Origin of the sequence: Stenotrophomonas capsici (assembly GCF_034961085.1) — a bacterium.
Lineage (GTDB): Bacteria > Pseudomonadota > Gammaproteobacteria > Xanthomonadales > Xanthomonadaceae > Stenotrophomonas > Stenotrophomonas capsici.
In genome coordinates, this window is the sequence record NZ_JAYFUH010000249.1 from 749,457 (window position 1) to 768,963 (window position 19,507).

17 protein-coding genes and 1 pseudogene are annotated in these 19,507 nt (G+C 68.6%); 17 read left to right on the forward strand and 1 reads right to left on the reverse strand.

The genetic code is table 11. The features are described from left to right. Window positions 1-34 precede the first annotated feature (34 nt). From VA603_RS16615 to thrC, 5 genes and pseudogenes are all read left to right on the forward strand, one after another. Window positions 35-760: a helix-turn-helix transcriptional regulator gene (locus VA603_RS16615; RefSeq protein WP_323439488.1), complete on the forward strand. Its 726-nt coding sequence runs from the start codon at window positions 35-37 to the stop codon at window positions 758-760. 44 nt (window positions 761-804) lie between these two features. Continuing rightward, window positions 805-1,749, forward strand: coding sequence for a DMT family transporter (locus tag VA603_RS16620; RefSeq protein WP_323439489.1), 945 nt, complete (start codon window positions 805-807; stop codon window positions 1,747-1,749). Between the two features lie 491 nt (window positions 1,750-2,240). Next, a pseudogene (gene thrA / locus VA603_RS16625) lies at window positions 2,241-4,744 on the forward strand (bifunctional aspartate kinase/homoserine dehydrogenase I). Between the two features lie 5 nt (window positions 4,745-4,749). After that, on the forward strand, window positions 4,750-5,685 hold the full coding sequence (locus VA603_RS16630; RefSeq protein ID WP_323439490.1) for a homoserine kinase: 936 nt from the start codon (window positions 4,750-4,752) through the stop codon (window positions 5,683-5,685). Window positions 5,686-5,720: 35 nt separating this feature from the next. Then, window positions 5,721-7,028: a threonine synthase gene (thrC, locus tag VA603_RS16635; RefSeq protein WP_323439491.1), complete on the forward strand. Its 1,308-nt coding sequence runs from the start codon at window positions 5,721-5,723 to the stop codon at window positions 7,026-7,028. A gap of 55 nt (window positions 7,029-7,083) precedes the next feature. Here the strand turns inward: thrC and VA603_RS16640 are convergent, their stop codons facing one another. Continuing rightward, window positions 7,084-7,842 (reverse strand): Crp/Fnr family transcriptional regulator, encoded by a 759-nt coding sequence (locus tag VA603_RS16640; RefSeq protein ID WP_132862862.1) that lies wholly within the window; start codon window positions 7,840-7,842, stop codon window positions 7,084-7,086. A 109-nt stretch (window positions 7,843-7,951) separates the two neighbouring features. On the opposite strand from VA603_RS16640, the gene hisS reads away from it, so the two are divergent. The 12 genes from hisS (at window position 7,952) to VA603_RS16700 (ending at window position 19,451) form a co-directional block, all read left to right on the forward strand. Next, window positions 7,952-9,358: a histidine--tRNA ligase gene (gene hisS, locus VA603_RS16645; RefSeq protein ID WP_323439492.1), complete on the forward strand. Its 1,407-nt coding sequence runs from the start codon at window positions 7,952-7,954 to the stop codon at window positions 9,356-9,358. Window positions 9,359-9,496: 138 nt separating this feature from the next. Next, window positions 9,497-9,823 carry a YerC/YecD family TrpR-related protein gene (locus tag VA603_RS16650; protein WP_132862864.1) on the forward strand — a complete coding sequence of 109 codons (327 nt, stop codon included), beginning with the start codon at window positions 9,497-9,499 and terminating at the stop codon, window positions 9,821-9,823. A gap of 10 nt (window positions 9,824-9,833) precedes the next feature. Beyond that, window positions 9,834-10,745: an ATP phosphoribosyltransferase gene (gene hisG, locus VA603_RS16655; protein WP_323439493.1), complete on the forward strand. Its 912-nt coding sequence runs from the start codon at window positions 9,834-9,836 to the stop codon at window positions 10,743-10,745. Beyond that, complete coding sequence (hisD, locus tag VA603_RS16660; protein ID WP_323439494.1) at window positions 10,742-12,037, forward strand: histidinol dehydrogenase; 1,296 nt, start codon at window positions 10,742-10,744, stop codon at window positions 12,035-12,037. The genes hisG and hisD overlap by 4 nt, the downstream gene beginning before the upstream one ends. After that, the gene (gene hisC, locus VA603_RS16665) at window positions 12,034-13,116 is read left to right on the forward strand and encodes a histidinol-phosphate transaminase (RefSeq protein ID WP_243693946.1); all 1,083 of its coding nucleotides are present in this window, start codon (window positions 12,034-12,036) and stop codon (window positions 13,114-13,116) included. The genes hisD and hisC overlap by 4 nt, the downstream gene beginning before the upstream one ends. Beyond that, window positions 13,113-14,186 (forward strand): bifunctional histidinol-phosphatase/imidazoleglycerol-phosphate dehydratase HisB, encoded by a 1,074-nt coding sequence (gene hisB / locus VA603_RS16670; protein ID WP_323439495.1) that lies wholly within the window; start codon window positions 13,113-13,115, stop codon window positions 14,184-14,186. The genes hisC and hisB overlap by 4 nt, the downstream gene beginning before the upstream one ends. Further along, entirely contained in the window at window positions 14,183-14,785 is a 603-nt protein-coding gene (gene hisH, locus VA603_RS16675; protein ID WP_323439496.1) for an imidazole glycerol phosphate synthase subunit HisH, read from the forward strand. Before hisB ends, hisH begins: the two co-directional genes overlap by 4 nt. Then, on the forward strand, window positions 14,782-15,516 hold the full coding sequence (gene hisA / locus VA603_RS16680) for a 1-(5-phosphoribosyl)-5-[(5-phosphoribosylamino)methylideneamino]imidazole-4-carboxamide isomerase (protein WP_323439497.1): 735 nt from the start codon (window positions 14,782-14,784) through the stop codon (window positions 15,514-15,516). The genes hisH and hisA overlap by 4 nt, the downstream gene beginning before the upstream one ends. Next, complete coding sequence (gene hisF / locus VA603_RS16685; RefSeq protein ID WP_132862871.1) at window positions 15,510-16,286, forward strand: imidazole glycerol phosphate synthase subunit HisF; 777 nt, start codon at window positions 15,510-15,512, stop codon at window positions 16,284-16,286. The genes hisA and hisF overlap by 7 nt, the downstream gene beginning before the upstream one ends. Beyond that, complete coding sequence (gene hisIE, locus VA603_RS16690; protein ID WP_323439498.1) at window positions 16,276-16,914, forward strand: bifunctional phosphoribosyl-AMP cyclohydrolase/phosphoribosyl-ATP diphosphatase HisIE; 639 nt, start codon at window positions 16,276-16,278, stop codon at window positions 16,912-16,914. The genes hisF and hisIE overlap by 11 nt, the downstream gene beginning before the upstream one ends. Before the next feature lie 210 nt (window positions 16,915-17,124). Next, complete coding sequence (locus tag VA603_RS16695) at window positions 17,125-18,645, forward strand: calcineurin-like phosphoesterase C-terminal domain-containing protein (RefSeq protein WP_323439499.1); 1,521 nt, start codon at window positions 17,125-17,127, stop codon at window positions 18,643-18,645. Window positions 18,646-18,803: 158 nt separating this feature from the next. Next, entirely contained in the window at window positions 18,804-19,451 is a 648-nt protein-coding gene (locus VA603_RS16700; protein WP_323439500.1) for a single stranded DNA-binding domain-containing protein, read from the forward strand. Window positions 19,452-19,507: the final 56 nt, after the last annotated feature.

Here is a 19,507-nt window from a genome sequence, read left to right on the forward strand (position 1 = left end):
TGCCGCAGGCAAGGCCGCGATGCAGACTGCGGCGATGTCCGCCACGTCCCGCCACTTGCGCCGTTATCCGGTTCCGACCGGACAGGAGTGCCATGACTTCTCGCAGTGGGTGCTGCCCGTACGGGGTGACCTGCAGTTCGAGGTCTCTGGCCACGGCGGTCGACTCGATCCGCTGCAGGGCGCCTTCGTCGCGGCAGGCGAAATCCATGCATTGGAAGGGCGGGGCGAGAACTGCTGCCTGATCATCGATTGCCCGCCCGGTTCATTGGACGATGACACGCTCGAGCACCTGCGCCGCGTCCCCTGGCTGGCCCTGCCCGGGCATGCGCGCCATCTGTTGCAGCACCTGCAGGACCCGCGCCACACCGCCGGGCATGACCCCTTGCCACTGCTGCTGCGCTGGTTCGCGCCAGCCGGCAGCGGTGCACGCCTGCAGGCCCTGTGCGCGCGGGTTCGCCAGACGCCTGGGGCGGACTGGACGGTGGCACGGATGGCGGCCGAAGTCGGGGTCAGTGGCAGTCGCCTGCATGCGGTGTTCGCCCGCGAGTTCGCCCTTTCGCCGCTGGCCTGGGTAGGGGCAACGCGGCTGCGCTGGGCCAAGCAGCAGTTGCAGGGCAGCAACGCCAGCATCAGTGATATCGCGCTGCGGGCCGGGTACTCCGAGCACAGCGCGTTGACCCGTGCGCTGCGCCGGGAAACCGGATTGGGCCCGCGCCAGTGGCGGGCCCAGGCCAGTAGTTTCGGTCAAGACACGCCCTGACCGCGGGCCTACACTGCGCGGCCCGAAGGATGGCGTGGTGCGAGATGAATCGATCGATGGGCGTGGGCATTGCCAACGGCGTGGCCTCGGGCGCGTTGTGGGGTGTGGTGTTCCTCGCGCCAGCGATGCTGTCCGGTTTCTCGCCGCTGCAACTGGCCGCCGCCCGTTATCTGGTCTACGGATTGATCGCCATCGTGCTGCTGGTGCCGCGTTGGCCGACGCTGCGCGCCAGCATCGGTCGGATCGAATGGACCGCACTGACCTGGCTGAGCCTGCTCGGCAACCTCATCTATTTCGTGCTGCTGTCCATCTCGGTGCAATGGAGCGGCGGTGCCGCCGCGGCGCTGATCGTGGGCATGGTGCCGGTACTGGTCGCGGTCGTCGGCTCGCGGGAGCCTGGCGCGGTGCCGCTGTCGCGGCTGGCGCCGGCACTGGCGCTGTGCGTGGCCGGGGTGGTGCTGATGGGTTACGAGGCGGTCGGCTCGACCCATGTGCACGGCAGCACGCTGCAGCGTGTGGTCGGCCTGTTGTGCGGTGTCGGCGCGTTGGTGTCATGGACGGCGTACTCGGTCTGGAACACCCGCTGGCTTGCCAGGGTGCCGCAGCTGTCCGGGCACGACTGGTCACTGCTGACCGGCGTGGCGACCGGGGCGCTGGCGCTGCTGCTGGCACCGGTGGCATTCCTCGGTGACAGCCGCACGCACAGCGGCAACGAATGGGCCGGCTTCTGGGCGGTCGCGGCGGCGGTGGCCTTGTTCGCCTCGATCCTGGGCAACGCCTGCTGGAACCGGGCCAGCCGGGCGCTGCCGCTGACCCTGGGGGGGCAGATGATTGTGTTCGAAACGCTGTTCGGCCTGCTGTATGGCTTCCTGTGGCAACAGCGTTGGCCGTTGCCGATCGAACTGGTCGCGGCCGCCTGCCTGTTGGCCGGCGTGGTATGGAGTGCCGCCGCGCATCGTCCGACCGGGCCGGTGCCTGAATCGGCGTAGGTCATTCCGCGCAGTTCGGTACGCTCGATGCGAACACGCGCAACGCCAGTGGCGGCGGCGTGAATGCGGTGCCGGAGCGCCGGTTGCGACGGCAACCAATGCGTGGGTGAAGGGATCGCAGTTCTTCATTGAAAGATGCGCGAAGTTGATGCTTCGTGACATTTGCAACTTTTGACGGCAGCTTCGCCGACGATGCCTTCAAGCCGGTTTTTGCGCTGCAACACTTGACAGTGGCCCGACCATCGGTGTTTTCTTGAACGCATGTTCGCCGCCCTGACCACCGCCCAGCCGCTGCCACCCCACCGGGGTGTGTCGTGCCGCGCGCAGGGCCCGGCGACCTCGATTACCACCACCACTATTACCGTCACCACTTGCCCGGTGCGGCCCGTCGTCTTCGCGTAATTTCCGAAAACCACGGCCCCGCACCCGGATCAGGATGCGGGGGAACTCCATCCAGATGCGTGTCGGGGCCTCCCAACGAGGTTGATCCGATGTCGTCAGTTGCCGCTTCACTCGCCGATCCCGCCGCGGACGCCGCCGTCCGTACCGTCGTCCATAAATTCGGCGGTACCTCCGTCGCCGATGCCGAGCGCTATCGCCATGTCGCCCAGCTGCTGTTGGCGCGCCAGGAGCAGGTGCAGGTCACCGTGGTCTCGGCGATGAAGGGCGTGACCGACGCGCTGATCGAACTGGCGCGGCTGGCCGGCGCGGGTGATGCGAACTGGGAAGAACGTTGGCATGAACTGCGAGCGCGTCACCGCGCTGCCGCCGCCGCGCTGCTGGGTGAGCACTCCGGCGCCACCGTCGAATGGCTGGATGCGCGTTTCGCGCGCCTGCATGACGTGCTGGCCGCATTGGCGGTGATCGGCGAACTGCCGCAGGAGTGCTGGACCGGGTGCAGGGCCTGGGCGAAGTGTTCTCCGCGCACCTGCTCGGCCATCACCTGCAGGCGCTGGGCGAGGACTGCGACGTGCTCGATGCGCGCGAGGTGCTGGTGGTCAACCACGGCGAACTCGGCGTGGACGTGGACTGGAAGTCCAGCGCGGCCAAGCTGGAGCTGTGGCGGCAGTCGCATCCGGCACGCCGCCTGGTGGTGACCGGTTTCGTGGCCCGTGACCGCAAGGGCCACATCACCACGCTGGGCCGCAATGGCAGCGACTTCTCCGGTGCTATCTTCGCCGCGCTGTTCGAAGCGGACGAACTGCACATCTGGACCGACGTGGACGGGGTGCTCTCGGCCGACCCGCGGGTGGTGCCCGAAGCGGTGCAGCTGGATGCCTTGAGCTACGACGAGGCCTGCGAGCTGGCTTACTTCGGGGCCAAGGTGGTGCACCCGCAGACGATGTCGCCGGCCATCGAACGGGGCCTGCCGATCATCATCCGCAATACCTTCCAGCCCGATCACCCGGGGACCCGCATCACCGGTGAAAGCTCCAGCGCCGGCCCGATCAAGGGCCTGACCCTGAGCCCGGACCTGGCCGTGCTCAACGTCGAGGGCACCGGCCTGATCGGCGTGCCGGGCACGGCCGAGCGCGTGTTCTCGGCGCTGCGCAACGCGCATGTGTCGGTGGTGATGATCTCGCAGGGTTCGTCCGAGCATTCGATCTGCTGCGTGGTCAAGCAGGGCGAGGCCGAGCAGGCGCGTGATGCGCTGGTGCAGGCGTTCTCGCATGAACTGGCCGCCGGCCAGGTGCAGCGCGTCCAGCTGACCACCGGCGTGAGCGTGCTGGCGGCGGTGGGTGATGGCATGGCCGGCCAGCCCGGCGTGGCGGCGCGCCTGTTCGAAGCGCTGGGCCGGGCGCACGTCAACATCCTGGCCATCGCGCAGGGCTCGTCCGAGCGCAATATCTCGGTGGCCATCGACGCGCGTGACGCGACCAAGGCACTGCGCGCCGCGCATGCCGGCTTCTGGCTGTCGCCGCAGACGTTCTCGGTGGGCGTGATCGGGCCGGGCAACGTCGGTGCGGCCTTGCTGGACCAGCTCAACACCGCTCAGCCGCAGTTGCTGGCCAAGGCCAAGCTCGACCTGCGCCTGCGCGCGGTCACCTCGCGTACGCGCATGCTGCTGGACCAGCGTGGCCTGCACGGTGAGTGGAAACAGGCGTTCGAGGCATCCAGGTCGCCGGCCGACCTGGACCTGTTCACCGAGCACCTGCTCTCCGCACGCCTGCCGCACACGCTGATCGTGGACTGCAGCGGCAGCCCGGAAGTGGCCGAGCGCTACGCCGGCTGGCTGGCCGCCGGCATCCACGTGGTCACACCGAACAAACAGGCCGGTGCCGGCCCGCTGGCCCGCTACCACGCCATCCGCGCAGCGGCCGAGTCCAGCGGTGCGCGCTTCCGCTACGAAGCGACGGTGGGTGCCGGCCTGCCGGTCATCACCACGCTGCGCGACCTGGTCGATACCGGCGATGAAGTCACCGCCATCGCCGGCATCTTCTCCGGCACGCTGGCGTGGCTGTTCAACAAGTACGACGGCAGCGTGCCGTTCTCCGAACTGGTCACCCAGGCCCGTGGCATGGGCTACACCGAGCCGGACCCGCGTGACGACCTGTCCGGCATCGACGTGGCGCGCAAGCTGGTCATCCTTGCCCGCGAGGCTGGCCACGATCTGAGCCTGGAGGACGTGGCGGTGGAAAGCCTGGTGCCGGCATCGCTGCAGCAGGCCAGCGTCGAGGATTTCATGGCGGCGTTGCCGGAGGTGGATGCCACCTTCGCCCAGCGCCTGGCCGATGCACGTTCGCGCGGCTGCGTGCTGCGCTACGTGGCCCAGTTCAAGCCGGGCCAGGCGCCGAGCGTGGGACTGGTGGAACTGCCGGCCGACCATGCCTTCGCCAACCTGCGCCTGACCGACAACGTGGTGCAGTTCACCACCGGCCGCTACTGCAACAACCCGTTGGTGGTGCAGGGCCCGGGCGCGGGCCCGGAAGTCACCGCGGCCGGTGTGTTTGCCGACGTGCTGCGGGTCGCCGCGGGCGAGGGGGCGCGCCTGTGAGTGCGGTGCTGAAGGGTTCCGGCCGATGCGAGGCGCGTGCCTTCGCACCGGCCTCGGTCGCCAACGTGGCGGTCGGGTTCGATCTGTTGGGGTATGCCGTGCCCGGCGTTGGCGACACCGTGACGGTGCGTCGCATTGACACGCCCGAAGTGCGGATCAGCGCGATCCGTGGCACGGCGGTGGCGTTGCCAACCGATGCACCCCGTAACACCGCGGGCGCGGCCTTGATCGCGTTGCGCGACGCACTGTCGCTGCCGTTCGGTTTCGAGATCGAGATCGACAAGGGCATCCCGCTCAGTTCCGGCATGGGCGGGTCGGCGGCCTCGTGCGTGGCCGCGCTGGTAGCGGCCAATGCGCTGCTCGACGCGCCGTTGTCGCGCGAACAGTTGTACCTGTACGCACTGGATGGCGAGGCGGTGGCCAGCGGCAGCCGCCACGGCGACAACCTTGGACCGATGTTCCTGGGCGGGCTGGTGATGTCGACGCTGGAGCGGCTGGTGCCGGTGGCGGTGCCTGACGCCTGGCACAGCCTGCTGGTCCATCCCGACGCGCAGTTGGAAACCCGTCGTGCGCGCGCCGCCCTGCAGGGCACGTACGAGCTGAAGGAGTTCGTCGCGCAGAGCACCAACCTGGCCCTGGTGCTGGCCGGTTGCCACGCCGGCGATGCCGGGCTGGTCCGTGCAGGCCTGGCCGACGTGCTGGTGGAGCCGCGCCGCGCACCGTTGATCGTCGGCTTCGATGCGGCCAAGCAGGCCGCGCTGGACGCCGGTGCAATGGGTGCCAGCATCTCCGGTGCGGGCCCCAGCGTGTTTGCATGGTTTGAAACGCGTCTGGCTGCCGAAGCCGCTGCCGCCGACGTGCAGGCGGCCTTCGCCGCGGCGGGTTTCGGCAGCCAGGCCTGGGTTACCCCCTTGAACAGTCCCGGTGCCGCACTGCTCTGAACGCGCACCCGAACAGACATTTTCCGGAAACCGCAATGAACTTCATCTCCACCCGCAATGCCTCTCCGCCGGCCACGCTCAGCCAGGCGATTGCCGCCGGTCTGGCCCCCGACGGCGGGTTGTACGTTCCGCAGCAGATGCCGGCCGCACGCACGCTACGCGCCGGCGACAGCCTGGCGGCGACCGCCACCGAACTGCTGCAGCCGTTCTTCGCCGGCGATGGCCTGGAAGCGGCGCTGCCCTCCATCTGCGCGCAGGCGTTTGATTTCCCCGCGCCGCTGCAGCCGCTGGCTACCGGCAACGATCACGTGCTGGAGCTGTTCCAAGGGCCGACCGCCGCATTCAAGGACTTCGGCGCGCGCTTTCTCGCTGCCAGCCTGTCACGGCTGCGCGCCGGGCAGGAGCGCCCGCTGACCATCATCGTGGCGACCTCCGGTGATACCGGCGCCGCGGTGGCTGCCGCCTTCCACAACCAGCCCAACCTGCAGGTGGTGGTGCTGTACCCGGACGGCCGCGTATCGCCGCGCCAGGCGCACCAGCTGGGCTGCCTGGGCGGCAACATCCGCGCGCTGCGCGTGGCCGGTTCATTCGACGATTGCCAGGCCATGGCCAAACAGGCACTCAACGATGCCGAGCTGCAGGCGCAGGTGCCAATGAGTTCAGCCAACAGCATCAGTCTCGGTCGCCTGCTGCCGCAGATGAGCTACTACGCGCATGCCGCGCTCAGCCATCAGGCCGCATACGGAACGCCGCTGAACTTCGTCATTCCCACCGGCAATCTGGGCAATGCGATGGCGGCGGTGATCGCCCGCGCGCTGGGCGTGCCGTTGGGGCGCATCGTGCTGGCGACCAACGCCAACCGGGTGTTGCCGGACTATTTCAACGGCGGCGCGTACGCACCGACGGCGAGCGTGGCGACCTTGGCCAATGCGATGGACGTGGGCGCGCCGAGCAACTTCGAGCGCCTGCGTTGGCTGTATGCCGGCGACGACGCAGCGCTGCGTGCGGCCTTCGTGTCGCGCTCGGTGGACGATGCGACCATCCGCGACACCATTGCCCGTCGCTTCCGTGATCACGGTGAGGTGTTCTGCCCGCATACCGCCACCGCCGTGCAGGTGCTGGAGCAGTTGCGCGCCAGCGGTGAAGCCGCGGCCGAAACGCATTGGGTAGTCGCCGCGACCGCGCACCCGGCCAAGTTCGAATCGGTGGTCGAGCCGTTGATCGGCCGCGAAGTCCCGGTGCCGCCGGCCCTGGCTGAGCTGCTCAAGCGCCCGGCCCATGCGGACCCGTGCCCGCCGGACTATGCCGCCCTGCGTGAAACGTTGCTGGCCGGCGCGGGCTGACCGCATCGGGGCCGTCCCCGCATCGCGCCCAGGCGGCGCTGCTGTGCGGGGGCGCTCAGGCGCCGTCGTTGGCCAGCTTCTGCAGCTCGGCGAAATCCAGGATCTCGACCACGTTCAGGTGGGGCAGGGCGATCAGGCCCTGCTGGCGCAGCTTGGTGAAGGTGCGGCTGACCGTTTCCATGGTCAGGCCCAGGTGGTCGGCGATGTCGCCGCGGCCCATCGGCAGCGACACCCGGTTGCTGCTGTGGCCGGCGAGGGTGGCCTCGCGGGCGGCCAGGCGCAGCAGGAAGTCGGCCAGCCGCTCCGGTGGCTGCAGGCGAGCCAGCGCCAGGGCGTTGTCCTGGGCCGCGTCCAGCTCCTGGCAGGCGCGCTGCAGCAGCTTGCGCTCCAGGTGCGGGTGGTGCTGGCGCAGGTCGCGCATCTGCGTGGTCGGCACCCGGCAGACCCGGCTGTCGGCGATGGCCTCGATGTCGTAACGGTGCAGGTCGCTGCCGCTCAGGCCCAGGTAGTCGCCCGGCAGCACGAACCCATTCACCTGGCGCCGGCCGTCGGCCAACGTCCGCACCAGGCGCAGCGCGCCCTCGGTCACTGTATAGACATAAGTGCGCGGCTCCCCGGAGCGGGCCAGGGTGGCCCCCATCGGCACCGGCAGGGACACGGTGATCCGCTCCAGCGCATGCACCTCATCGCAGGACAGCGCCGAGCAGACCGACAGGTGCCGGACCGAACAATGCAGGCATTCACGCGCGCCGCTGCTTTCCTGGGCAGCGGACGAAACGGGGGAAAGCTCGGAGCCTGGGGCAGACCGGGACATGGCACGGGTGAGGGGAAGATGGGGCAAATGATACTTCATGCGGCCAGCGGGGCGGGCTGGCGCTAGAATTGGCGGTCGTCCACCCCACTGAGTTGCAGGAGTTTCGCCCGTGATCAAGCCCCGTACCCCGCCCGGCATCATGGAATTGCTGCCGCGCGAGCAGATCGCGTTCCAGCGCATGCTGGACGTCATCCGCCGCAACTACGAGCGCTTCGGGTTCCTGCCGGTGGAGACCCCGGTGTTCGAGCTGTCCGACGTGCTGCTGACCAAGTCCGGCGGTGAGACCGAGCGACAGGTGTACTTCGTGCAGTCCACCGGCGCGCTGGCCAATGCGGCCGAGTCCGGCGAGAAGGGCTTGCCCGAAATGGCGCTGCGCTTCGACCTGACCGTGCCGCTGGCCCGCTACGTGGCCGAGCACGAGCACGACCTGACGTTCCCGTTCCGTCGTTACCAGATGCAGCGCGTCTACCGAGGCGAGCGCGCCCAGCGGGGCCGTTTCCGCGAGTTCTACCAGTGCGACGTGGACGTGATCGGCAAGGACGCGCTGAGCATCCGCTATGACGCCGAAGTGCTGGCGGTCATCAATGCGGTGTTCTCCGAGCTGCGCATCGGCAAGTTCGCCGTGCAGCTGAACAACCGCAAGTTCATGCGCGGCTTCTTCGAGGCCCAGGGCGTGGCTGACCCGCAGCAGCAGGCACTGGTGCTGCGCGAGGTCGACAAGCTCGACAAGCGCGGTGCCGATTACGTGCGTGAAACCCTGCTGGGCCCGGATTTCGGCCTGCCGGTGGATGCCGTCGAGCGCATCCTGGCGTTCGTGGAGGTACGTTCGGAATCGCATGCCGATGCGCTGGCCAAGCTGGACGCGGTGCTGGCCGATGCCGGCCAGTCGGCCAGCGAATCGCTGCGTACCGGTGCCGCCGAGCTGCGCGAGGTGCTGGAGCTGGTCAAGGGCCTGGGCGTGCCGGAACCGGCGTATTGCCTGAATTTCTCCATCGCCCGCGGCCTGGATTACTACACCGGCACCGTCTACGAGACCACGCTGCTCGACCACCCGCAGATCGGTTCGATCTGCTCGGGCGGCCGCTACGAGGACCTGGCCAGCCATTACACCAAGTCCAAGCTGCCGGGCGTGGGCATCTCGATTGGCCTGACCCGCCTGTTCTGGCAGCTGCGCGAGGCCAACCTGATCGACGGCATCGCCGAGAGCAGCGTGCAGGCCATGGTCGCGTTGATGGACGAGGCCGCCATGCCGCAGTCGCTGGACATCGCCCGTCGCCTGCGCGCCGGTGGCATCAACACCGAAGTGCAGATGGAGCCGAAGAAGATCGGCAAGCAGTTCCAGTACGCCGCCAAGGCGGGTATCCGCTTCGTGGTGCTGGCCGGTGAGGATGAGCTGGCGCGCGGCGTGGTCGCGGTCAAGGACCTGCTGCGCGAACAGCAGTTCGAGGTCGCCCGTGAAGAGCTGGCCACCACCCTGCAGGTGGAGCTGGAGCAGACCCGCGCGATGGCGCGCTGAGTGGGCAGGGCCTCCGGGCCCGGACAACCCTGGATCCTGCTGAACAAAGGCCCCGCATCGCGGGGCCTTTTTCGTTGCGGGTTTGACCGGCGCACCCGCTTGGACTAATGTATTAGCACGCTAATACATTGATACGCCATGAAGCCACGTCCCGACACCGAGAAAGAGAAGGCCTCCGATGCCCCGTTGAAGGCGCTGGCGCGTGTGCTGGCCGCGCTGGACAAGCCGCAGGACGTCCAGGCCTTCCTGCGCGACCTGTGCACCCCCGCCGAGCTGGAGGCCATGGCCGACCGCTGGCGGGTGGTGCCATTGCTGCGCAAGGGCGTGCCATACCGCGAGATCTATGACCTGACCGGGGTGAGCGTGACCACCATCGGCCGGGTGGCGCGCTCGCTCGAGCACGGCGCCGGGGGCTACCTCACCGCCATCGAGCGCCTGGCTGCGCGCAAGACCGAATCCAACTGAGACCCGAACAATGAGTGCTTCCACCTCCGCACCGGCGCGTGACCGGTTGCGTATCGCCATCCAGAAGAGCGGCCGGCTGGCCGACCCTGCGCGCAGCCTGCTGGCGGCCTGCGGGCTGAGCTGGCGGCAAAGCCGCGACAAGCTGTTCTGCTTCGGCGAGTCGCTGCCGGTGGACCTGCTGCTGGTACGCGATGACGACATCCCGGGCCTGATCGCCGACGGTGTCTGCGACCTGGGCGTGGTGGGTCTCAACGAGCTGGACGAGCAGGCCAAGGCGCGCCGCCAGATCGGCCTGCCCGATGCCTACCAACCGCTGCGCGGGCTGGGCTTCGGCCAGTGCCAGCTGATGATCGCGGTGCCGGAAGAGTGGGACTGGCAGGGCGTGCAGATGCTGCAGGGCAAGCGGATCGCCACCAGCTATCCGGCTGTCCTCAGCGCGTGGCTGAAGGAAAAGGGCGTGGATGCGCAGGTGGTCGAGCTGTCCGGCTCGGTGGAGATCGCGCCGAAGCTGGGGACCGCCGAGCTGATCTGCGATCTGGTATCCAGCGGCGCGACCCTGGCGGCCAACCAGCTCAAGCCGGTGGAGACCCTGCTCGAAAGCGAGGCGGTGCTGGCCGGCCCGGTCAATGAACTCGATGACGCCCGCGCCGGCCTGATGGCGATGCTGTTGCGCCGCCTGGATGGCCTGACCAAGGTGCAGGACCAGAAGCTGCTGATGTTCAGCGCCGCCGAGGAGCGCGTGGACGCGCTGGCGCGCCTGTTGCCCGACGCCGAACCGCTGCTGCGCCTGCCGGGTAGTGGCAGCGCGGTGCGGCTGCAGACCATGTGCAACGGGGCGCTGAGCTGGCAACGGCTGGAGGAGCTGGAGCGCGCCGGCGCTCAGGGTTTGATGGTGCTGGCCGTGGAGAAGTCGCTGGTATGAACATCCTCGACTGGAATGCGCTGGACGCTGACGGCCAGGCCCGCGCCTTGACCCGCCCGGTGCAGGCGGTGGCCGAGCAGACCCGGGCGTCGGTCGCCGGGTTGATCACACAGGTGCGCGAGGACGGCGACGTGGCCCTGCGCGGGATCAGTGCCCGTTTCGACGGGGTGGCACCGGAGCGCTTTGAGGTTGGTGAATCCGAGTTTGCGGCCGCCGAGCTGGCGGTGCCGGCCGAGCTGCGCATCGCCATGCAGCAGGCGGCCGATCGCATCGATACCTATCACCGCGCCGGCATGGCTCGCCCCTACGCGGTGGAAACCGCACCGGGCGTGGTCTGCGAGAAGATGATCCGCCCGATCGGTCGCGTCGGCCTGTACGTGCCGGCCGGCAGCGCGCCGCTGCCATCGACCGCGTTGATGCTCGGGGTGCCGGCGCGTCTGGCCGGCTGCCGCGAAGTGGTGCTGTGCACGCCGCCGCGCAAGGACGGCAGTGCCGACCCGGCGGTGCTGGTGGCCGCTCGCCTGACCGGTGTGCACCGGGTCTACAAGATCGGTGGCGCGCAGGCGATCGCGGCGATGGCGTACGGCACCGAGAGTGTCCCGTCCTGCGACAAGTTGTTCGGGCCAGGCAACAGTTATGTCACCGAGGCCAAGCAGCAGGTGGCACAGGCCGGCGCAGCGGCCATCGACATGCCGGCGGGTCCATCGGAAGTGCTGGTGATCGCCGATGCCGGCGCCAATCCCGCCTTCGTCGCGGCCGACCTGCTGTCGCAGGCCGAACATGGCCCTGATTCGCAGGTGCTGCTGCTCAGCGACGACGCTGCGCTGATCGCCGCCGTGCAGGACGAGGTGGAGGCCCAGGTGGCGCAGCTGGCGCGCGAGGGCATTGCCCGGCAGGCGCTGGCGGCTTCGCTGTTGATCAAGGTCGATTCGATCGCCCAGGCGTTCGCCATCTCCAACCGCTACGCACCGGAACACCTGATCCTGGCCCTGCGCGAACCGCGCCGCTGGCTGGAACAGGTCGAGGCCGCCGGTTCGGTGTTCATGGGGGACTACACGCCGGAGGCGTTGGGTGACTATTGCTCCGGCACCAACCACGTCCTGCCGACCGCCGGCGCCGCGCGCGCCTACAGCGGTGTCAGCGTCGCCAGCTTCCAGAACCAGATCAGCGTGCAGGCGGCCAGTGCCGAGGGCATCGCCAACATCGGTCCATGCGCCTTGACGCTGGCGCGGGCGGAAGGGTTGGGCGCGCACGCCAACGCCGTCGCCCTGCGGCTGGGAGTGACGCCGTGAGCAGCGTGCTCGACCTTGTACGCGATGACCTGCGTGGCTTCACCGGCTATTCCTCGGCGCGCAGCGCCAAGCTCGACGGCGAGATCTGGCTCAACGCCAATGAATCGGCGTGGGCCAACCCGGGCGACCCCCTGGCCAGTTGTCGGCGCTATCCGGACCCGCAACCGCAGGCGCTGCGCGAACGGCTGGCGACGTTGTACGACTGTGCGCCGGAGCAGTTGCTGATCGGGCGTGGCAGCGACGAGGTCATCGACCTGCTGGTACGTGCGCTGTGCGTGCCGGGCCGCGATGCGGTGCTGTATACCCCGCCGGTGTTCGGCATGTATGCGGTCAGTGCCCGCCTGCAGAACGCGCCCGCACTGGAGGTGCCGTTGCAGGACTCCGCGGCGGGCTTCGTGCCGGACATCGACGCCATCATCACCACCGCCAGGCAAGGCGGCGCCAAGCTGGTGTTCCTGTGCTCGCCGTCCAACCCGGCCGGGTTGAGCATCCCGCTGGCGCAGGTGGAGCGGGTGGCCGAGGCCCTGCGCGGCCAGGCGCTGGTGGTGGTTGACGAGGCGTATGCCGAGTTCGCCGACACGCCCTCGGCGACGCGCCTGCTGGCAGGCCATGACAACGTCGCGGTACTGCGGACCCTGTCCAAGGCCCACGCTCTGGCGGCGGCGCGGATTGGCTGCGTCATCGCCGATTCCGGCCTGATCGCGGTGTTGCGCCGCTGCCAGGCGCCGTATCCCGTTCCGACCCCATGCTCGGCGCTGGCGTTGGCGGGATTGGGTGAGCAGGCGCTGCAGCAGACCCGCGCGCGCATTGCCACCGTACGCAGCGAGCGCGACCGCCTGCGCATGGCGCTGTCGCTGCAGGGGCATGTGCGCAAGGTGTATGCCTCCGACGCGAACTTCCTGCTGGTGCGCTTCATCGACGCCGAAGCTGCCTTCCAGGCGCTGCTGCGCGCCGGAGTGGTGGTGCGCGACCAGCGCGCCGCGCCGCAACTGCACGATGCGCTGCGCATCACCGTGGGAACGCCCGAACAGAATGACCGCGTCCTCGACGCCCTCGCCACGCTGGAGCCCGTTACATGACCCCCATCCTGTTCGTCGATCGTGACGGCACCCTGATCGAAGAGCCGGCCGATTTCCAGATCGACGCCTACGACAAGCTGCGGCTGGTGAAGAACGTCATCCCGGCGATGCTCAAGCTGCGCCATGCCGGCTACCAGTTCGTCATCGTCTCCAACCAGGATGGGCTGGGCAGTGAAGGCTACCCGCAGGAAAGTTTCGATGGCCCGAACAACCTGATGCTGCAGATCTTCGCCAGCCAGGGCATCGTCTTCCGCGATGTGCTGATCGACCCGAGCTGGCCGCACGACAACAGCCCCAACCGCAAGCCGGGCATCGGCATGATGCTGCCGTACCTGCAGGACCGGGGCATCGACTGGGCGCGTTCGGGCATGGTGGGCGACCGCCCCACCGACATCCAGTTCGCCGACAACCTGAAGATCCGTGGCTTCCAGCTGCGCACCGACCAGTTCGGCGGCGAGTGGGATTGGGACGGCATCGCCCATGAGCTGGCCGACGCACCGCGCCGCGCCGCCGTGCAGCGCGACACCAAGGAAACCCAGATCCGCGTGTTCGTGGACCTGGACACCGTGGCCACGGCGAAGATCAGCACCGGCCTGCCGTTCTTCGACCACATGCTCGACCAGATCGGGCGTCACGGCGGCTTCGCGCTGGAGGTCGAGGCCAAGGGCGACCTGCACATCGACGAGCACCACACCATCGAGGACACCGGTCTTGCATTGGGCCAGGCATTGCGCGAGGCGCTGGGGGACAAGCGCGGCATCGGTCGTTACGGCTTCACCCTGCCGATGGACGAAACCCTGGCCAGCGCCGCACTGGACTTCAGCGGCCGCCCTTACTTCGTGTTCGAGGGTGACTTCAAGCGCGAGCGGGTAGGGGACATGCCCACCGAGCTGGTGCCGCACTTCTTCCGCTCCCTGTGCGACGCGGCCGGGCTGAACCTCAACCTCAAGGTGGAAGGCGACAACGACCACCACAAGGTCGAAGCCTGCTTCAAGGCATTGGCCCGTGCCCTGCGCCAGGCCATCCGCCGCGAAGGCACCGAGCTGCCCTCGACCAAGGGGGCGCTGTGAGCGCGATCGGCCTGGTCGATGCCGGCGGTGCCAACCTCGGCTCGGTGCGCTATGCGCTGGAGCGGCTGGGGCAGACGGTGTGCATGGTGCGCACCGCCGAAGACCTGGTTGGCGTGCCGCGGGTGATCCTGCCCGGCGTCGGCGCCGCCGCCGAAGGCATGCGCCGGCTGCATGCGCAGGGCCTGGTCGAGCCGCTGCGCACGTTGCAGGTGCCGCTGATGGGCATCTGCCTGGGCATGCAGCTGCTGTTCGAGGCATCGGAAGAAGGCAAGGTCGATTGCCTGGGGCTGCTGCCCGGCGTGGTCCGTCGCCTGCATCCGGGCGTGGGCGTACGCGTGCCGCACATGGGATGGAACAAATTGCTGGCGCTGCGCGAGTCGCCCTTGCTGGACGGCGTCCCCGCCGGTGCCAGTGCCTACTTCGTGCACAGCTACGCCGCGCCGGTGACATCGGATACGGTCGCGGCCTGCCACCACGGCGGGCTGTTCACCGCGGTAGTGCAGCGCGGTCGCCTGTGCGGCGCGCAGTTCCACCCGGAGCGCTCCGCCGGCCCCGGCGCCCGCCTCCTGCGCAACTTCATCGAGACCGATTTCCCATGAGCTTTACCGTCTATCCCGCGCTGGACATCCGCAACGGCTGCGTCGTGCGCCTGCTGCAGGGCGACTACGCCCAACAGACCACCTATGGCGACGACGCGCTGCCGCGTGCGCAGGCCTTCGCCGCCGCCGGCGCGTGTTGGATGCATCTGGTCGACCTGGATGCAGCCAAGGCCGGCGGCTACACGTTGGCAGCGCTGCTCGCGCAGATCGCCTCGACCACCACACTGAAGGTGCAGACCGGCGGTGGCGTGCGCGGTCGCGACGACGTGGCGCGCATCCTGGATGCCGGCGCCAGCCGCGTGGTGATCGGTTCACTGGCGGTGCGCGAGCCGGACGACGTATTGGCGTGGTTGTCCGAGTTCGGTCCCGAGCACCTGACCATCGCCCTGGATACCCGTCAGGGCGAGGACGGCGTCTGGCGCCTGCCGGTACATGGTTGGACCGAGACCGCCGACGTTACCCTGGATGCACTGGCCCAGCGCTATGCCCGTGCCGGCATGAAACACCTGCTGTGCACCGACATTTCCCGTGACGGCATGCTGACCGGTCCCAACATCGACCTGTACGCGCACCTGGTGCAACTGCTGCCCGGGGTGGCGGTGCAGGCTTCCGGCGGTGTGCGTGACGTCGCCGACGTGCACGCGGCCAAGGTGGCCGGTTGCGGTGGCGCCGTGCTGGGCAAGGCCTTGTTGGAAGGCCGGCTGCAACTCGACGAGGCCCTGGCATGTTGAGCCGCCGCATCATTCCCTGCCTGGACGTGCGCGAAGGCCGTGTGGTCAAGGGCGTCAGGTTCCGTGACCATGTCGACATGGGCGACATCACCGAGCTGGCATTGCGCTACCGCGACGCTGGCGCCGACGAGCTGGTGTTCTACGACATTTCCGCCAGCCCGGAAGGGCGCTCGGTGGACCGGGCCTGGATCGAACGCGTCGCCCGTCTGATCGACATCCCCTTCTGCGTGGCCGGAGGCATCCGAGACGTCGAGACCGCCCGCGCGGTGCTGCATGCCGGCGCGGACAAGATCTCCATCAACACCCCGGCGCTGGAGCACCCGGCGCTGATCGAGGCGCTGGCTGAGGCTTTCGGCGAGCAATGCGTGGTGGTCGGCATCGACTCCATCCGCGAGCCCGACGGCCAATGGCGGGTGCGTTCCTACACCGGCGACCCGGCCAAGACCCGTGCCGAGGCGCGGCTGACGCTGGACTGGGTGCGTGAAGTACAGCAGCGTGGCGCAGGTGAAATCGTGCTGAACTGCATGGACAGCGACGGCGTGCGCAGGGGCTACGATATTGCCCAGTTGCGCCAGGCCCGGGCGGTGAGCACGGTGCCGTTGATCGCCTCCGGCGGTGCCGGGACGCCACAGCACTTTGCCGACGTGTTCGAACAGGCTGACGTGGACGGGGCCCTGGCCGCCAGTGTCTTCCACTCCGGCGCCATCGCCATTCCGGAACTGAAACAGTTCCTGCGCGAACAACAGATCGAGGTAAGGGATGTCTATTGATTTCACGCCGGTCGACCCGGCCACGCTGGATTGGGCCAAGGTTGACGGGCTGATGCCGGCCATCATCCAGGATGCGGCGACGCTGCGCGTGCTGATGCTGGGCTACATGGACCGCGATGCCCTGGACACGACCCGGGCGAGCGGCAGGGTCACGTTCTTCAGTCGCAGCAAGCAGCGGCTGTGGACGAAGGGGGAAACCTCGGGGAACCACCTGGAGCTGGTCGAGATCCGCACCGATTGCGACGCCGACACACTGCTGGTCAGCGTGCGCCCGCACGGGCCGACCTGCCATACCGGCGCCACCAGCTGCTTCGGCGCCACGCCCGGCAATTTCCTCGGCGCGCTGGACGCACTGGTCAAGCAGCGTGAGCACGACCGCCCGCTCAACAGCTACACCACCCAGCTGTTCGAGAAGGGCCCGCGCCATATCGCGCAGAAAGTGGGCGAGGAGGGTGTGGAAACGGCGCTCGCCGGTGTCGTGCAGCGTGACGAGGACCTGCTCGGCGAGTCGGCCGACCTGCTGTTCCACCTGATCGTGCTGCTGCGCTCGCGCGGCTTGTCGCTGGAGGATGCGGTGGCCGTGCTGGAGACGCGCCACGCCAAGGCCGTGGAGAAGGCGGCCGGCTGAAGCAATGATGCAGGTCCTCCCGCCGGTACGGCCGAGGGAGGGCCCGGCAAACGCGGGCGGGGATGAAGCCCGGCCAGGCTCTCTCTCCGTCTGGCCGGCACTCCCTGCGGCAACGGTCTCCTCCCGTCGGCCGCCAGTTTCCGCCATGCCGCTGTCGCAACGCCGGGGCGATAATGGAGGTCCGTACATCATCCGCCCGCCGAGGATTCCATGCGTCATTCCCTGTTGACCGGCCTGTTGCTGGCCGGTGCGCCGTTCGTGGCGGCCGCCTCCTGCGGCAGCGGCAGTGTCTTCGCCGATGCGAACGGCAACGGCAGGCAGGATGCGGGCGAAACGCCGCTGGCCGGCATCAGGATTTCCGATGGCGAGCACATCGCCTTGACCGACAAGGCTGGCCGTTACCAGCTCCCGGCCTCCACGCAACCGAACATCTTCGTCATCAAGCCTGCCGGCTACGCTGCGGCCGCGCGTGCTGATGGGTTGCCGGACATCTGGCGACCGCGTGATGGGCAGGGTGGGCAGTGCCGGCCGTTTGCACTGGTGCCGCAGCCGGACGCGCCGGACAGCTTCCAGGCGCTGGTCATGGCCGACAGCCAGACCGGCAGTGCGCTGGACGTGGGCTATTTCGAGCGCGACATCATCGAGCCACTGCGTGGCAAGCATCAGGCGCGGCTCGGGATGACGCTGGGGGATGTCACCAATGACGATCCCTCGCTGTATCCGGCGCTCACCCGTGCGGTGACGTCGCTCGGCGTGCCGTGGCTGCATGTTCCCGGCAATCACGACATGGACATCGGCGCGAGCAGTGATGCGACGTCGCTGGCCAGTTACCACCGTTACCTCGGGCCGGACACCTACGCCTGGGAAGAGGCATCGATGGTGTTCATCGGGCTGGACGACATCCTCGCCCAACCCGGGCAGAAGCCGGCCTACATCGGCGGCCTGCGCGAGGACCAGTTCGCCTTCCTGGAGCGCTACCTGCCCACGGTTGGCCGCGACAAGCTGGTCGTGCTTGGCCTCCATATCCCGCTGTTCGACCACGTCTTCCGTGAGCAGGACCGCACCCGCCTGTTCGCCCTGCTGGAGAAGGTGGAGCACCCGCTGATCCTCAGCGGACACACCCACAACCAGAGCCAGGTGTTCTGGTCGGCCGCGCAGGGGTGGAAGGGGGCGCGTCCGTTGCACGAATACAACGTCGGCGCCGCCTGCGGCGCGTTCTGGTCCGGCGTGAAGGATGCGCAGGGCATCCCCGATACGACCATGGCCGACGGCACGCCCAACGGCTACGGCCTGCTCAACGTGCAGCCGCATGGGCAGTACAGCGTCGAGTACCGGGTCGCGCGTGCGCCGGCGGACCATCAGATCGCGCTGCATGCGCCCAAGGTGCTGCGCCAGGGCGCTTATCCGGCCTGGGGCGTGTACGCCAACGTGTTCATGGGCCATGACGGGCTGCCGGTGGAGTTCCGCGTCGACGGTGGCCAGTGGCAGGCGATGAAGCAGGTCCGCCAGCCCGACCCGCGGCTGCTGGTGGAGAACATCGCCGACGACCTGGCCGAAACGCTGCGCGGCTACGATCGCTCCCCCGAAGCCGTGCCCTCCACGCACCTGTGGCGCGCCGCGCTGCCGACCGGGCTGGCCGAGGGCGAGCACACCGTCGAAGTGCGCACCACCTTGAACGGCAAGTCTTATACCGCCACCACCGGTTACCACCTGCAGTCCGCCAGTCCCTGACGACGAACACGCCAATGGGCGGGGCCGCTCGGCAGGAACCGCCCCGGCCGCGACGCACGCACGGCCTGCTCCGCGCGGCGCCCTCAACGGCAAGGGAGTGCCCCGCCAAATCCCGCACCCTTCACCATTCCAGTACCCGCACCGCAAGAGAAAAGAGCATGCGCAACAAGGAAGTGAAGTGCGTCACCCTGATGGCATGGATGCTGGCCAGCAGCGCCTGTTCGTTGCCTGCGACCGAGACGGTGGTCGAACCCATCGATCCGGCACGCAAGCTGATCGGCGCGGTGCAGGGCACCGGAGCCGTCAGTCCGCTGCTGGGTAGCGATGTGCTCGTCGAGGGCGTGGTCGTGCGCAACCTGATGGGTGACAGCGATGACGTCGGCCAGGAAATGAAGGAAACCCTGGGTGAGGGAGTAGGCAGCGCCGCGCCGCCGATAGGCTGGTTCATCCAGGACGAAGGCGATGGTAATCCGGCCACGTCCGACGGGGTGTTCGTGCTCGACCAGGGTTACGACACGTCGATCAACATGCCGGCCGACGCCGAGTACACGATGCGGCTGGGTTCGCGGGTACGGACCGGCGACCGGGTGACTGTGCGCGGGCGGGTGATCGAGTTGCCCCAGACGCAGGCTGCCGACCAGCCGCGCAGTACCGGGCATCCGGTGTCGCGTGGCGACGCCGACGGCAGCGTCACCGCGATCGCGGCGACGTCGGTGACGTTGGTGGCACCTGCGGAGCGGGCCAGCCCCATCACCGTATTGCCGGCCTCCGCCGTCAGCGAGGCTACCGAAGCCATGCGTCGCTGAAGCCACGGTAGCAGCGACCTCGATCGCGAACCCCATTGCAGTGCTTCGCCGGCAGT